At 62.2% G+C, this 14,792-nt stretch carries 14 protein-coding genes; 9 read left to right on the forward strand and 5 right to left on the reverse strand.

Annotation, left to right across the window (positions count from 1 at the left end; translation table 11 throughout):
• Nucleotides 1-62: 62 nt before the first annotated feature.
• Nucleotides 63-1,052, reverse strand: a complete 990-nt coding sequence (locus tag B2G88_RS03715) for a PGF-CTERM sorting domain-containing protein (protein ID WP_054862027.1) — start codon at nucleotides 1,050-1,052, stop codon at nucleotides 63-65.
• Nucleotides 1,053-1,161: 109 nt separating this feature from the next.
• Here B2G88_RS03715 and B2G88_RS19415 point away from each other — a divergent pair, with 109 nt between their 5' ends.
• On the forward strand, nucleotides 1,162-1,878 hold the full coding sequence (locus B2G88_RS19415) for a hypothetical protein (protein ID WP_176393168.1): 717 nt from the start codon (nucleotides 1,162-1,164) through the stop codon (nucleotides 1,876-1,878).
• Nucleotides 1,879-1,895: 17 nt separating this feature from the next.
• On the opposite strand, the gene B2G88_RS03725 is transcribed toward B2G88_RS19415, so the two are convergent.
• Nucleotides 1,896-2,171 (reverse strand): helix-turn-helix domain-containing protein, encoded by a 276-nt coding sequence (locus tag B2G88_RS03725; protein WP_087714004.1) that lies wholly within the window; start codon nucleotides 2,169-2,171, stop codon nucleotides 1,896-1,898.
• A 140-nt stretch (nucleotides 2,172-2,311) separates the two neighbouring features.
• Between B2G88_RS03725 and B2G88_RS03730 the strand changes: the two genes are divergently transcribed.
• From B2G88_RS03730 to B2G88_RS03750, 5 genes are all read left to right on the forward strand, one after another.
• Nucleotides 2,312-5,203, forward strand: coding sequence for a DEAD/DEAH box helicase (locus B2G88_RS03730; protein WP_087714005.1), 2,892 nt, complete (start codon nucleotides 2,312-2,314; stop codon nucleotides 5,201-5,203).
• Between the two features lie 135 nt (nucleotides 5,204-5,338).
• Entirely contained in the window at nucleotides 5,339-5,737 is a 399-nt protein-coding gene (locus tag B2G88_RS03735; protein ID WP_054862029.1) for a response regulator, read from the forward strand.
• A 66-nt stretch (nucleotides 5,738-5,803) separates the two neighbouring features.
• Nucleotides 5,804-6,553 carry a protein sorting system archaetidylserine decarboxylase gene (locus B2G88_RS03740; RefSeq protein WP_054862030.1) on the forward strand — a complete coding sequence of 250 codons (750 nt, stop codon included), beginning with the start codon at nucleotides 5,804-5,806 and terminating at the stop codon, nucleotides 6,551-6,553.
• 131 nt (nucleotides 6,554-6,684) lie between these two features.
• On the forward strand, nucleotides 6,685-8,937 hold the full coding sequence (locus tag B2G88_RS03745) for a catalase (protein WP_087714006.1): 2,253 nt from the start codon (nucleotides 6,685-6,687) through the stop codon (nucleotides 8,935-8,937).
• 143 nt (nucleotides 8,938-9,080) lie between these two features.
• A complete protein-coding gene (locus B2G88_RS03750) occupies nucleotides 9,081-9,836 on the forward strand; it encodes a hypothetical protein (RefSeq protein ID WP_140408815.1) in 756 nt (251 codons plus the stop codon).
• Nucleotides 9,837-10,033: 197 nt separating this feature from the next.
• On the opposite strand, the gene B2G88_RS03755 is transcribed toward B2G88_RS03750, so the two are convergent.
• Nucleotides 10,034-12,259, reverse strand: coding sequence for an AAA family ATPase (locus B2G88_RS03755; protein ID WP_054862032.1), 2,226 nt, complete (start codon nucleotides 12,257-12,259; stop codon nucleotides 10,034-10,036).
• Between the two features lie 229 nt (nucleotides 12,260-12,488).
• On the opposite strand from B2G88_RS03755, the gene B2G88_RS20045 reads away from it, so the two are divergent.
• Nucleotides 12,489-12,623 carry a DUF7128 family protein gene (locus B2G88_RS20045; RefSeq protein ID WP_054862082.1) on the forward strand — a complete coding sequence of 45 codons (135 nt, stop codon included), beginning with the start codon at nucleotides 12,489-12,491 and terminating at the stop codon, nucleotides 12,621-12,623.
• 25 nt (nucleotides 12,624-12,648) lie between these two features.
• On the opposite strand, the gene B2G88_RS03760 is transcribed toward B2G88_RS20045, so the two are convergent.
• Complete coding sequence (locus tag B2G88_RS03760) at nucleotides 12,649-12,894, reverse strand: DUF7508 domain-containing protein (RefSeq protein ID WP_054862033.1); 246 nt, start codon at nucleotides 12,892-12,894, stop codon at nucleotides 12,649-12,651.
• Nucleotides 12,895-12,896: 2 nt separating this feature from the next.
• Nucleotides 12,897-13,388 (reverse strand): DUF5796 family protein, encoded by a 492-nt coding sequence (locus B2G88_RS03765; RefSeq protein ID WP_054862034.1) that lies wholly within the window; start codon nucleotides 13,386-13,388, stop codon nucleotides 12,897-12,899.
• Between the two features lie 115 nt (nucleotides 13,389-13,503).
• On the opposite strand from B2G88_RS03765, the gene B2G88_RS03770 reads away from it, so the two are divergent.
• A complete protein-coding gene (locus B2G88_RS03770) occupies nucleotides 13,504-14,376 on the forward strand; it encodes a shikimate kinase (RefSeq protein WP_087714291.1) in 873 nt (290 codons plus the stop codon).
• Nucleotides 14,373-14,696, forward strand: a complete 324-nt coding sequence (locus tag B2G88_RS03775) for a chorismate mutase (protein WP_054862035.1) — start codon at nucleotides 14,373-14,375, stop codon at nucleotides 14,694-14,696. The genes B2G88_RS03770 and B2G88_RS03775 overlap by 4 nt, the downstream gene beginning before the upstream one ends.
• The last annotated feature ends 96 nt before the right edge of the window (nucleotides 14,697-14,792 follow it).

The following is a 14,792-nucleotide window of genomic DNA, read 5'->3' on the forward strand; positions in this document are numbered from 1 at the left end:
TACTCGAGTGGCCCCGCTCAAAACAGGCGCGGTTTGGTCGAGCCCCGTCGCTCAACCGACTCTTATCGGGCGGACAGTGCGCGAACACAGGCTACCGCAAGCAAGGCAGCGAGTACCGGAACAACGCCGAATCCGGGCATGCTCTCGTCCTCGTCGTCACCGTGCTGGTCGCTCGAGGATGAATCATCGTCGGCGCTGGTGTCATCATCGCTCTCGGGTTCGTTCTGAGCTGTCTCGCTCGAGTTCGTGGACTCGTTCGTGTGGTCGTCGCTGTCGTCGTCGCTCACGTCGGGGACCTCGGGCACGATATCGGCGTCACCATCGAGTTGGAGGACAGCGACGACCTGTCCGTGTGAGCCGTCAGGGTAGTAGGTCCAGCCACCGCCAGCGTCGTCGTAGGACTCGGCGTCCGCAATCGGATCGACGTCGGTGTCCCAGGAGTCGTGTGCCTGCTGGATGTAGCCGACGACCTCGATGTCGGCTGCGTACTCGCCGGTGACCTCGACCTCTCCGTACTCGACAGTGCCGCCGTCTTCTGGGAGCCCGTGGATCTCGAGACAGTGCGAGTCCATGTAGCCGTCTCCCTGTGCGAGGTCCGGATCGGTGCCGAACTGATCGGAATCGAGTGGCCGCTGGTAGTGTTCAGTGAGTGGGTATTCGACGACGAACGGATCAGCGTGGGAGTGCCAGGACGTAGAGTCACCGGTCGGGAGCGTCACGGTCGTTCCGGGAACGCTCTCGCCGACGACGGGCTCGCCGCGCTCGTTGACCAACGTCACACAGAGTTTCGCAGAGCCGTCACCGAGATACGGCGACCGATACTCATCGCGCGGGTTGACGTAACTCACCCAGCTACCATCCGATGCTTCCGCCTCGAAGTAGGCGTCCCCAGACTCGGGTGCTGGTTCGATGTACGCCTCCTCGGAGACATTTTGCTGTGTCTCCTGGACCGCGCCAGCGCTGGCACTGAGGCCGAGCGCGACGATTGCACCGACTGCGACAAGCGTGGCGACCGCAATCAGTGCCCGACCGCGATAGCGCTCGAGACTCATGCTCGAGCCCCCACCGTGGAACCCACTGTCGGGGAACCGATCACTCGCTGTGATTGTCTCTGTTTGATAGGTGTCATTTCTCCGATGTACCGGGTTTGGGTCATTAGCTATGAACCGCATACCCGAACAGAAGGTGGTCCCTACCGCTGTGAAAGCCCTCGAAGCAGGGCCGATAGCGCACCAACTTGTTCCAGAAGCCGATTCCCCGCTTGCGTTGCCACCCCCAATCACCTTCCCGTCACAGCGTGTCGACTCCACAATGCGTTTTCGACCAGCAGTCCAGCAGTCGGCCGATGTAGATCCGTCCGACTCGAGTGGGACGCAGGACAGTTCAGCTGGCAGACGTGGACGGCTGCTTCTCTTGGGACTTGCCGCTGTCGCTGTTGCCTACGTGGCTCGCCGCTATCTTGACTCGAGCGTTGTAGAGACGGGAGGGAAACGTCTGCGAGACCTGCAGAACCGTGTCCCTGCTGTAGACGAACTGCACGAACAGACACCCGAGGCCGTTTCCGACCGGTTTCAAGAAATTCCGATTGGAGACAACGGGGAGGCGGATGCGACGAGCGAAACGGCATCCGCTGGGACAGCATCTGCAGATGAGGTGGTCGACGATTCAGAGACGACCGTCGACCTGACTGATGGAGAGCGTCCACCGGACGAAATCGAAGAGCGTGCCACAGAGACGAGTCCTGAACCGGGCAAGATGGCCGTCGACGAGGAGATCGCCGACGAACTCCTCGAGGAGGGTGACAGCGAGGGTCCCACGGACGATGACACCGCGACGGACAGCAATGAGGGCGACAACAGCGAGCGCGAACAGGACTGACGCCAGCACCCCCCGAATCAGTGCTCCTCGAGCAGTTCGTCGCTCGTGAACTGCCGACCCCGGTCGGTGAGTTCGTAGTGAACGCGTCCCTGACTGACTGTTCGAGAGAGAAACTCGTACTCGAGGAGTGATCTGAACGCTCCCTCACCACCCGTTCGCCGAAGAGCCAGCGCATCGCGGATTTCACTGGCCGAAGATCGCCCGTTCTGGAACAGATATCGGAGAATGTTCTCTCGAGTCGTCCGTGTAACCGCAATTGTCGGCGTCCAGACCTTCTGATTATCGAGTGACATACGTTTGTATTGAGACGTCCCTGTTGTAAGTCAATTCCAACCAGAGTGAAAGTGAAAGTAAACTGCAGGATGGGCGATAGACGCGACTTCAACGCACGCACACAACAACGTTATGCGGCGCTCGTCCCTACTGGCGGGCGATGACTGACGGGGACGTCGCAGCCTTTACACACCTCGGTGAGACGGTTCGTGGTGCGCTTTCCGAACGGGGGTTTTCGACGCCGACGGCACCACAACGAGTCGCGATTCCACCGCTTGCTGCAGGCAAGCACACGCTCGTGATCGCCCCAACGGGGAGTGGGAAAACCGAGACTGCGATGTTGCCCGTTTTCGACCACCTCTTGGCCGAGGATGGTGAGCGGAGCGCAGCGACGCGACCCTCGTCGGCGGACCCCGCAGACCGTGGTCCACCGGAAGGGTTCGGCGTACTCTATATCACGCCGCTGCGGGCGCTCAACCGCGATATGCGCGAACGCCTCGAGTGGTGGGGCGAGTACTTAGATCTCGAGGTCGACGTTCGCCACGGCGATACGACCCAGTACCAGCGCAGCAAGCAGGCGGAGGATCCGCCGGACGTGCTCGTAACGACGCCCGAAACGCTGCAGGCGATGCTGACTGGCGAGCGCCTGCGCGAGGCGCTGCAGGATATCTCGCACGTCGTCATCGACGAAGTCCACGAACTCGCGGCCTCGAAACGCGGCGCACAGTTGGCAATCGGCCTTGAGCGACTGCACGATCTGGCTGGCGAGTTTCAGCGGATTGGACTCTCGGCGACGGTCGGCGACCCCGGTGAGGTCGGGCAGTTCCTCTCGGGCGGCCGGCCCTGTGAAGTGCGCGAAATCGACGTCGGGAGTAACGTCGACGTGACGGTTCACAAACCCGAGGTCACCGACGAGGACGAGACACTCGCCGGCAAACTGATGACCGAACCCGACACCGCGAGTCACGTCCGCGTGATTCGTGATCTCGTCGCCGAGCACGAATCGACGCTGATCTTCGTCAACACCCGCCAGACAGCCGAAGCGCTCGGCTCGAGATTTATCGAACTCGAGTTGCCGATTGGCGTCCATCACGGCTCGCTCTCGAAGGAGGCGCGAATCGACGTGGAGGACCGGTTCAAGGCGGGCGCGCTAGACGGATTGCTCTGTACGTCCTCGATGGAACTCGGCATCGACGTCGGTCGGGTCGACCACGTCGTCCAGTACAAGAGTCCACGCCAGGTCACACGCTTGCTCCAGCGGATCGGTCGCGCGGGACACAGCCGAAACGAGGTCTCGAGCGGGACGATCATTACGACCAGACCGGACGACACCTTCGAGGCGCTGGCGATTGCTCGACGCGCTCGCGCGGGCGAGGTTGAACCCGCAGCGATCCACGAAGGCAGTCTGGACGTAGTTGCAAACCAGATTCCCGGCATCGTCAAGAGCCGCGGCTCGAGGCACATGCAAGACGCCTACGCCACGATTACGCGCGCGTATCCGTTCCGAGACCTTCCCGAGGAGACGTTTCGTGAGGTCGTCTCCGAACTGAGTCGCAACCGGATTCTGTGGCACGACGAGGGCGAGGACCGCCTCGAGACCTCCGGCGGGACCTGGCAATACGTCTACGCGAATCTCTCGATGATCCCCGATGAGGAGACCTACGAGGTCCACGACATCGCCTCAGGCTCCCAGATCGGGACCTTAGACGAGCGGTTCGTGGTCAACTTCGCCCAGCCGGGCGAGGTGTTCGTCCAACGCGGTGAAATGTGGCGCATCGCGGAGATCGACGACGAGGAAGCCCGCGTGAAGGTGAGTCCCATCGAAGACCCAGCGGGCGAAGTGCCGTCGTGGATCGGACAGGAAATCCCCGTTCCCGCCGCTGTCGCAGGCGAGGTCGGTGAAATACGCGCCGTCGCCGAGCCACAGTTCGACGCAGGCGCGGATGCAGCCAGCGTCGGGCGCGAACTCGCCGGTCGCTACCCCGCCGACGAGTACACCCTCACTGAGGCCTGCGAGCAACTCGAGCACCAGATCGAAGCCGACTCGCCGATGCCGACGGCTGACCGGCTCGTGCTCGAGCGACGGGGGCGCACCGTCGTCATCAACGCTTGCCTCGGCCACATGGCCAACGAGACGCTCGGGCGAACGCTCTCGGCGCTGCTGGGCCAGCGGGCAGGGTCTTCGGTCGGCCTCGAGACCGATCCCTACCGGATCGAACTCGAGGTTCCGAGTTCGATTGCGACCAGTGATGTTCTCGAGGTACTCGAAGAAACCGATCCCGATCACGTCGAGGCAATCGTCGAACTTGGCCTCAAGAACTCGGACGCGCTCGCGTTCCGGCTCGCACAGGTCTCGGCGAAGTTCGGCGCGCTCAAACGCTGGCAGAACTCCGGGTCGGGTCGCATTTCGAACGAACGCCTGCTGGCCGCACTCGAGGAGACCCCGATGTACGCAGAGTCCGTCCGCGAGGTGTTCCACGAGGATCTGGATATCGACCGCGCGAGTGCGGTACTCGAGGGTATCCAGTCGGGAGAGATCGACCTCGTCACGCACCGCGGTCGCACGCCGGTTGGACAGGGTGGCCGGTCCTCGAGCGGGAAGAAACTGCTCGCGCCCGAAAACGCGGATGCGAGCGTGATCCGGACGGTTCGTGAGCGATTGCAGGACGACCGCGTGATCTTGCTGTGTACGCACTGCCAGGAGTGGAACGTGAAAACGAAAGTCAAGCGGGTGCCCGATCAGCCGGAGTGTCCCGACTGTGGATCGACCAGAATCGCCTCGCTGAACCCATGGGCGGAAGAGGTCGTCCAGGCTGTTCAAGCCGAGACGAAAGACGACGAACAGGAGTCGATGACCGAACGCGCCTACCGAGCGGCGAGTCTGGTCCAGAGCCACGGCAAACAGGCCGTGATCGCGATGGCTGCTCGCGGTGTCGGGCCGCACAACGCCGCCCAGATTATCAACAAACTTCGCGAGAACGAAGACGAGTTCTATCGGGATATTCTCTCGAAAGAACGGGAGTATGCCCGCACGCAAGCGTTCTGGGACTAATAGACAGATCTGGAACAACGATGAGCACGATTGTCTCGTTCACCATCCCGGCGTACGGCCCGTCAGATCCAGCGCAATAGGCGTTCTGGCCGGTGTGCCACATCATTTATCGTAACCCGATACTGTTGTCTGTCTATGTCATCGTACACCGTTCTCCTCGTCGAAGACAGTGACTTTCTCACCACACACGTCAGTGACACGTTACAGTCCGAACACGGATTCGACGTAGAAACGGTCGCGACGGCCACAGACGCCCGCGACGCCCTCGAGGAGACGGCCTACGATTGTGTTATCTCGAGTTATGAACTGGTACAGGAAAGTGGCCTCGACCTCGCAGCCTCGATCAACGGCGAGGCAACGCCCGGCATGCCCGACATTCCGTTTATTCTCTTTACCGGAAACCCACTCGAGCCGCTGGTCGAAGACGCACTCGAGGCGGGCGTGACGGCCTTCGTGAGCAAGAGCAATCACGCGACGGGAGAGATGAACGTCTTCGCGAACCGGATTCGACTGGCAATCGAGGCACACAGATAGGGCGTCCCATGGCTCCTCGAGTCGACGTCCGTAACGGCCATACGACTCGGCCGCGTGAATGCAGCTATGGACTTCGCACCGGGAGCCTGGAAGTACGCCTGGCTTCCTCTGTTGGCCGCACCGTTCGCGCTCGTGATCAGCGCGACGGCGGCCGCGCTTTCGCTCGCCGTTGGGCTCGGCGTCCTCGCGTTTTTCCGTGATCCCGAGCGTCGAGCGCCGCCGACCGGCGTCGTCTCACCGGCTGACGGCACCGTCTCCGTCCTGCGCAAAGAGGGCGAGCGCGTCCGTCTCGGCGTCTTCATGAACGTCTGGCACGTCCACGTCGTCCGCGCCCCATTCGGTGGGCACGTCACCGACGTTGAGCACGTCTCCGGCGCGCACAAACCTGCGTTCTCGAAGGATTCGGATCGAAACGAACGCGTCCACGTCTCCCTCGAGACGGACTCGGATCACCTCCCTGACGACGGCGACCGCGAGCAGGGCGCAGACGGACCCAACACCGACACCGCCACCGTCACCCTCATCGCCGGCGCGTTCGCCCGCCGCATTTTCCCCTACACCGAACCCGACGACGACCTCGAGCGCGGCGAGCGCCTGGGTCACATCGCCTTTGGCAGCCGCGTCGACGTGCTCTTTCCGCCAACCGTCGAAATCGACGACATCGCCGTCTCGACTGGCGACTCGGTAACCGCCGGCGAAACCGTCGTCCTCGAGTCCGATGACGGCTTCGACGAGCACGTATTCGACGTGGATCTTGACCCGGCTGACGACGATGATGAGACGGCGGGGACCGGGACGTCCTCGAGTGGGACCTGACTGGCTCTTTTCGGCCCCTTGCAGCAGAACAGCCATCGTTTATGCAACTGGTTAGTGGCACACACAGTACCTGCCACGCCGGCTCAGCAGAGATCTATCGCGCCGCTGCAGGCACCATCCAGCCGATACCCATGTCAGACCACGACCCAACCGACGATCCACGCATAGACGAATCGACAACAGCCACTGACGAGCCAGAGCCAGCGACGGACGGCGGCTCGAGCCAACCCGGAACGAGCGACGACGCGGACGGCGTCGACGAGGAGAGCAAACAGGACCAACTCGAGGAAGTCCGTGAAAACCCGGAGGGAGAAGACCTGACGAGCGATCACGGCGTGAAGATCAGCGATACGGACAACTCCCTGAAAGCCGGCGAACGCGGGCCGACGATCATGGAGGACTTCCACTTTCGGGAGAAGATGACTCAGTTCGACCACGAGTCCATCCCGGAACGAGTCGTCCACGCCCGCGGCACGGGGGCACACGGCTACTTCCAGCCCTACGAGGACCCGGACTTGGGCGACGAGTACGATGATCTCGAGGAGGTGACGAAGGCAAAAGTGCTCACAAAACCCGACCAGAAGACCCCCGTATTCACCCGATTCTCGACAGTTGTCGGCTCTCGAGGGTCTTCGGACACTGTTCGGGACGTCCGCGGGTTCGCGACGAAGTTCTACACTGAAGAGGGAAACTGGGACCTCGTCGGGAACAACATGCCGCCGTTTTTCATTCAGGATGCGATGGAGTTCCCCGATCTGGTGCACGCGATCAAACCCGAGCCTGACGACGCGATTCCGCAGGCGTCGGCGGCCCACGACACGTTCTGGGACTTCGCCTCCCTCAAGCCGGAGATCACCCACATGATCATGTGGGTCCTCTCGGGCCGCGCACTTCCTCGCGCGTACCGGATGATGCAGGGCTTCGGCGTCCATACCTTCCGGCTAGTCAACGACGAGGGCGACTCGGTGTTCGTCAAGTTCCACTGGACGCCGAAACTCGGCACCCACCAACTCGTCTGGGACGAGACGACGAAGCTCTGGGGGAAAGACTCGGATTTCAACCGGAAAGGGCTCTACGACGTCATCGAAGAGGGGTACGACCCCGAATGGGAACTCGGCGTCCAGCTCTTCGACGAGGAGCAAGCCGAAGAGTTCGACTTCGACGTCCTCGATCCGACGAAGATCGTCCCCGAGACCGAAGTCCCTGTTCGGCCGATTGGCAAGATGGTACTCAACGAGACGCCGGACAACTTCTTCGCCGAAGTGGAACAGGTCGCGTTCCACCCCGGCAACGTCGTCCCCGGCATCGACTTCTCGAACGATCCGCTCCTGCAGGGACGGCTATTCTCCTATCAGGACACCCAGCTCAACCGCTTCGGCAGCGCCAACTGGGACGAAATTCCGATCAACCGGCCCGTCGCCGACCGCCACAACAACCAGCGCGCCGGCTTCATGCGCCAGGAAATCAACGAGGGCAAGGCCTCCTACAAGCCAAACTCCATCGGCGACGACGACCCGCAGGAAGTCCCCGCCGAGGAAGGCGGATACGAGCACTACGCCGAGAAGGTAGACGGAACAAAGATCAGAAACCGCAGCGACAGCTTCGAGGACCACTTCACGCAGGCGCGGCTGTTCTGGAACAGCATGTCCGAGCCCGAAAAGGACAACATCGTCGACGCTGCCCACTTCGAACTCGGCAACGTCGACCGCATGGAGATCCGCGAGCGGATGGTCTACGACCTGTTCAACAACGTCGACCACGAGTTCGCCACACGCGTTGCGGAGGGCATCGGCGTCGACCCGCCCGAATCGCCCGGCGACGAACTGCCGGACCACGACCGGGAGGACCCATCGCTCAGCATGGAAAACCGGACCCCCGATACCATCGAAACCCGTAAAATCGCGATGTTGATCGACGACGGCTTCGACGACGACCACGTCTCGACGCTCAAATCGGCCTTAGAGGACGAGGGCGCTCGAGTCAAAATCGTCTCGAAACTCCTCGGTGAAAAGTCGGGAACCGACGGCGAGACCGTCGACCCGGACAAACACCACGTCGCCGCGGCCTCGGTTTCGTTCGACGCGGTCCTCATTCCCGGCGGCAGCGAGAGCGTCGACGCCATGCGCCAGCAAGGTTCGCCGAAGCACTTCGTCGCGGAGGCGTTCAAACACTACAAGCCAATCGCCGCTGTTGGCGAGGGAACGGACCTTCTCGAGGCAGTCGACCTTCCAGAGACCGACATCGCCGACGACGGCGACCTCGTCTCGGATACCGGTGTCGTCACCTGTCGCAACGATGACCTCGAGGAGTTCGCCGAAGCGTTCCGCGATGCTATCGCTCAGCACCGACACTGGGAGCGAGAGCCGGAGGAAGTGCCGGCATAACGGCCGTCGCTCTGCTCCTCCGGAACGGTGTCCGTTTCGGTCTCACTGTCTCGAGTCTGTGGGTGCGGTTGGGCGTAGGAACGGAAAGAATGTCAGATGTACGCACTTATCCGTGCAGCGAACATTTATTCTGCAAAGGCGATATGGAACAGAGTCCCACTCGGCCGGAGATTTCCCGGCGCGCCCTCCTCGACGGTAGTATGGCGAGCCTGACCAGCCTCGCGGGTTGTACCGATGCACTGACTGCTGAGAACGATGTGTATCCCGCCGGGATCCATTGGTCGGCAACCGAGTCAGAGTTCTACTACGTCACTGGGTTCGTCGGTTCGGATGGATACTACCTGGGCGTGAATGTGGACGGCGAGAGCGCCGGTACCCAGGAGGGACACTACGAGGCCGAGCGCAGACAATACATCGAAATCGAGTACCGGTATTCTGGGCCGATCCCGCAATCCAGTGACGACCTCCTTATATACGTAACTCCGGACGATCACGAGATCGAAGAAGTGCTCGTCTGGAACGCCGAGTGTGCGCGCAATACCGACAATCGGTGGCGAGTCCGCCCGCTCGCGGATCCGATAACCGGAGTTCGACCGGTTCGAGGCCGCGATTCGGTTATTCTGGTGACACAGCGGGACGACACCAACGGTTCGCCGTCGACATGGTGGGTGTGGAGCCACAACGAAGCCAGCCGACGCGACCTTCGCACAGTAGCCGAGACGGCAGCCCACGACGTCGACCTCGAGTTCCTATCGGCTGGCGAGAACGGGCACTTCCGGACCGAATCAGCAGACTTCGGCGAGGTCAGGATGCATCGACTCACGTCTATCCCGGACGAGTTCTCCGACCTCCTCTCCGATACACCCCAGATTGCGTTTCGTCAGGAATTTCTTCATTGACTACTGTTCGACACGCTGCGCAACGTTTCGGCTTTCTGGCGGCCGCCTACCATGGCACGCTGATATCGTAGCGATCCACCGTCTGCGCCAACTCGTTCTGCGGCTGCCGGGTTCCCGGTGACCTGTGCGGCAGAGGTCGAATCCTTACTCAACCGATATGGCCAACGGGCAGCGATTCACTTCGTTTCTCGGCCGTACTATACATCCACGTCCTCTCGAGCCGCCTCGAGGTGTCGTCGCTCAATAACCACCTCGTCGGCCTTCTCGTTTGCTTCGTCCGGCTCGTATTTGTCGGCGACTTCGCGAATCGCTTTCATCGAGGCGTCCCGAACCAGCGCCTCGAGATCCGCGCCGGTGTAGCCCTCGAGGTCGGCGGCGAGGTCCGTGATATCGATATCGTCGCTGAGTGGTTTGCCCCGGGTGTGGACCTCGAGAATCTTCTCGCGGGCTTCGGCGGTCGGATCGCCGACGAGGACGTGCGTATCGAGTCGCCCGGGTCGAAGCAGGGCAGGGTCGATGAAGTCCTTGCGATTGGTTGCGGCGAGGACGACGAGATTCGGATTCTCGCGCATGCCGTCGAGTTCGGTCAGAAGTTGGGAGACGACGCGCTCGGTGACTTCGTGGCTATCGCCTCGAGCGGCGGTAATGGCGTCGATTTCGTCGAAGAAGACAATCGACGGGGCGGACTGTCGGGCGCGTTCGAACACCTCGCGGATGGCCTTTTCGGACTCGCCAACGTAGCGGTCGATGATTTCGGGGCCGTCGACACGGACGAAGTTCACATCTGTTTCACCCGCTAACGCGCGCGCCAGCAGGGTCTTCCCTGTGCCCGGCGGGCCATACAGCAAGACGCCCGATGGCGGATCGGTGTTCGTTTTCTCGAACAGTCGGTCGTAGGTCAACGGCCACTCGACGGACTCTCGAAGGGTCTGTTTGGCCTCCTCGAGGCCGCCAACGTCGGAAAAGTCCGTGTTCGGCGATTCGGCAACGTACTCGCGCATCGCGGAGGGTTCGACCGAGGCGAGTGCCTCATCGAAGTGGCGTTTCTGCACCGTTGGGTTGCGATTCCACTCATCGCGCTCGTCAGTTTCGGTCGGGCGACTGCGGATTGCCGCCATTGCGGCCTCGCTCGCGACGCCGTCGAGGTCTGCACCGACGAAGCCGTGCGTCCGCCGGGCGATTGTGTCCACACTAACGTCGTCACCGAGGGGCATCCCACGGGTGTGAACCTCGAGGATCTCCTTTCGGCCCTGTTCGTCGGGGACGCCGATCTGGATCTCACGGTCGAATCGACCGCCACGGCGGAGCGCGGGATCAATCGAGTCGACGCGGTTGGTCGCACCGATGACGATCACTTCGCCGCGGGCGTCGAGACCGTCCATCAGCGTCAGTAGCTGGCCGACGATGCGGTTTTCGGCGTCGCCGTCGTCGTCGCGCTGGCCCGCGATGGAGTCGATTTCGTCGAAGAAGATGATCGTCGGCGCGTTCGCTTCGGCCTCCTCGAACACCTCTCGCAGGCGTTCCTCGCTCTCGCCTTTGTACTTCGACATGATCTCCGGGCCGGACACCGTCTCGAAGTTGGCGTCGACCTCGTTCGCGACCGCGCGGGCGATCAGCGTCTTTCCGGTCCCTGGCGGACCGTACAGCAAGACGCCCGACGGCGGCGCGACGCTCAGGCGCTGGAACAGTTCCGGCTCCGACAGCGGCAGTTCGATCATCTCGCGGACGAGTTCGAGTTCCTCGTCTAACCCGCCGATATCCTCGTAGGTAATGCCCGACCCGGCCGTCTCACCCTCGAGATCAGCGTCGGCCGCGCCGTCACTCGCGGTCGTCCCCGATCCGCTCGAGGCGGTGTCGCTCGTTCCGCTCGCGCCGGTCGAATTCGCACTCGAGGCCGTGGGAGACCCGCTCGCGTCGACGATCCGGATCGTGGTCGTACTCGAGATGCGAACGTCGCCGTTTGGATCGGTGTCGATGACTTTGAACGGCTCCTGACCGAGGCCCTCGACGCGGATTTGTTCGCCCGAGCGGACGGGCCGATTGCGGAGTTTCTTCGTCGCTTCGTGTTCGGCGAGTCGGCGCTGGTCGCTCGAGACGGCCGGCGGCGCTCGCAGCGTGACGCGGTCGGCTTCCTGAATCGAGGATTTGTCTTTCGTCCGGACGGTAACGGTGTCGCCGACGTGGACGCCGGCGTTCGCGCGCGTATCACCATCGATCTGGACGACGTTTTCGGGGACCGACGGATCGGCCGGCCACATCTTTGCGACGGTTTCTGCATCGCCCTCGATGACGACTGTGTCGCCGCTCAACACGCCGAGTTGTCGGCGCGCGAGTTCGGGAATGCGTGCTACACCGCGGCCAGCATCTCGTTTCTCCGCGGCTCGTACTGACAGCGAAACGCCGTCCGAATCCGACCCACTCATACGCACGTCTTTCGTGGCCCCCATCTTGAGAATTTCCCAACAAATCGCTCTCCGGTACTGACCGGTTAGCCCACCGACTCGTCAGCGTGATGCGATTGGGAGTCGTGTCGGGCTACGAATCGGGTGTACTCGAGTGCAGGGCGAGTGTTCACGCTGTTTCGGCCAGTTGCCAGACCTGTCGGACTGTGCCGGTACAACGCATTTGGGTGTCGCTGTCCCATCGTCTGGCATGGTGGTCCAGACCGAGCGCGACGATGCCACGTGGTATGAGTGTGAAACCTGTGGCTTGCTGTTCGACGAGCAGTCGGACGCAACCGAACACGAGAAACACTGTGACGGCACCGATCCGTCCTACATTCAGTGAGCAGGCGACACCGGTACCACAGCCCCTACTCGAGGCGCTCGCGGTGTTCGGCCGCGAGTTCTCGAGCCTGCTCACGGGTGTGTGTTTCCTCCCAGCGAACGCGGTCGCCGTTGCCGTAGGCCAACGCGCTCTTGAGTTCGTCGCGGAGAATCCCGTCTCCGACCGCGAGTACGGTACCGTCGCTGTCGCCCAGTTCGTAGACGCCCGGCCTGTCGGGCGCGCTCGAGACCGTTGCCCGCTCGAGGTCGCGCCAGGGTTTCTGCAGCGGCATGTTTAGACACCCTCGTCAGGCGATTCGCTCTCATCTCCGTCGTCTCCGTCCCCGTCAGCAGCCGACTCGTCCGCAGCGACCAGTTCGTACGCGTGTTCGCTCATCTCGTCCTCCGCGAAGACGAACACGCGGCCGTCAACGAGCGAGAGGTCTGCCTCGACGCGAATCGAGTACGCCTCCGTCGTGACGGTAACACCCGGAAACAGCACTTCCTCATCGTCCGCCTCAAGCATCACGCGGCCGACGCCGGTCGTCTCGAGGATGTTGTCGTGCGTGTCGCGGTCGTTGACGTACGTCATGACGCCTTCGATGCCGTCGGGACCGGTGACGAGAACGTGGACGTCCTTGCCGGGCGGTGTCGTAATCGCCTGTTCGGCGGGTTGTGGCGGTCCGTGATAGAAGACATCCCGCCCGTCGAGATATTCGACGACGATTCCGCCTTCGACGAAGTCGACGCCGATCGTACTCGGCGCAACGTTGTTGCGTGCGCTCATTATCCCGTCTTCGACCGGTATCGGGAAAAGCGGTGTGTTTGCCCTGCGTGTCTACCGGGACGACAGCATCGACGAAATCGCCAGCCGTAAATACACGCTGTGTGAGTGTGTCACCATGGACGGCCGCGCCGTTGCACCCGCAGCCGGGACGGTTCTTAACGCACTCGCAACCGGAGTCGGCTCTGCGTTCGCACTCGACCTCGAGACGACAGCGACTGTCGAACTCACCGACGACGGCGAGTACGTCGGCGAGGTCGACGGCCAGCCCGACGCTGATACGACGCTGGTCGAGCGCTGTGCTGAATTCGCTATCGACGAATACGCCACGCAGGCGGGACTCGATCCCGACACCGTTGGTGCCCACGTACAGACCGAAAGCGAGGTCCCAATGGCCTCCGGTCTGAAAAGCTCGAGCGCCGCAGCCAACGCAACAGTCCTCGCAACACTCGACGCCCTCGAGATCGGCGATGCAATCGACCGGATCGACGCCTGCCGACTCGGCGTCCGCGCTGCACGCGATGCCGGCGTCACCGTCACCGGCGCGTTCGACGACGCCAGCGCCAGCATGCTCGGCGGCGTCACCGTGACAAACAATCTGGGCGACGAACTGCTCGCCCGCGAAGAGATCGAGTGGAACGCACTCGTCTACACGCCGCCGGAACGCGCCTACAGCGCCGACACCGACGCCGACGCGTGCGAACGGATCGCCCCGATGGCCCGACTTGTCGAAGAACTCGCCCTCGATGGGCGCTACGGCGAGGCCATGACCGTCAACGGCTTCGCGTTCTGTGGCGCCCTCGAGTTCTCGGCTGCGCCGATGATCGAGGCCCTCCCCGATGTCGATGGTGTCTCCCTCTCTGGGACCGGCCCCAGCTATGTCGCCGTCGGCGAACGCGAGACACTCGAGGCGGTCCAGGAGCAGTGGAACGAACGCGACGGAACGACACGATTACTGCAAACGCGAACGGACGGCACACGTATACAATGACTCGAGACGACACAGCCACGGACGGCGGTACGGAGCAGCGAATTCCCGATGAGATGAGCCTCGACGAACTGCGCGAGGAAATTCAAACGATTGACCGGGAAATCGTCGAACTAATCGCCCAGCGAACCTACGTCGCGGATACGATTGCACAGGTCAAAGACGAGCAGGACCTGCCAACGACCGACGAGAAACAAGAAGAGCAGGTGATGGCTCGAGCGGGCAATAACGCAGAGCAGTTCGACGTGGATGCGAATCTCGTGAAGGCGATCTTCCGGTTGTTGATCGAGTTGAACAAAGTAGAGCAGCGTGAGAACCGGTAGCAATTGACACAGGGTTCACGTATCTACTGTTTCTTCTCGCCAATAGCTTCGGCGTTCGGACGGCGAAACACCTACAGTAACACGCAAGTAATACAG

Source organism: Natronolimnobius baerhuensis, from assembly GCF_002177135.1.
GTDB classification, from domain to species: Archaea; Halobacteriota; Halobacteria; order Halobacteriales; family Natrialbaceae; genus Natronolimnobius; species Natronolimnobius baerhuensis.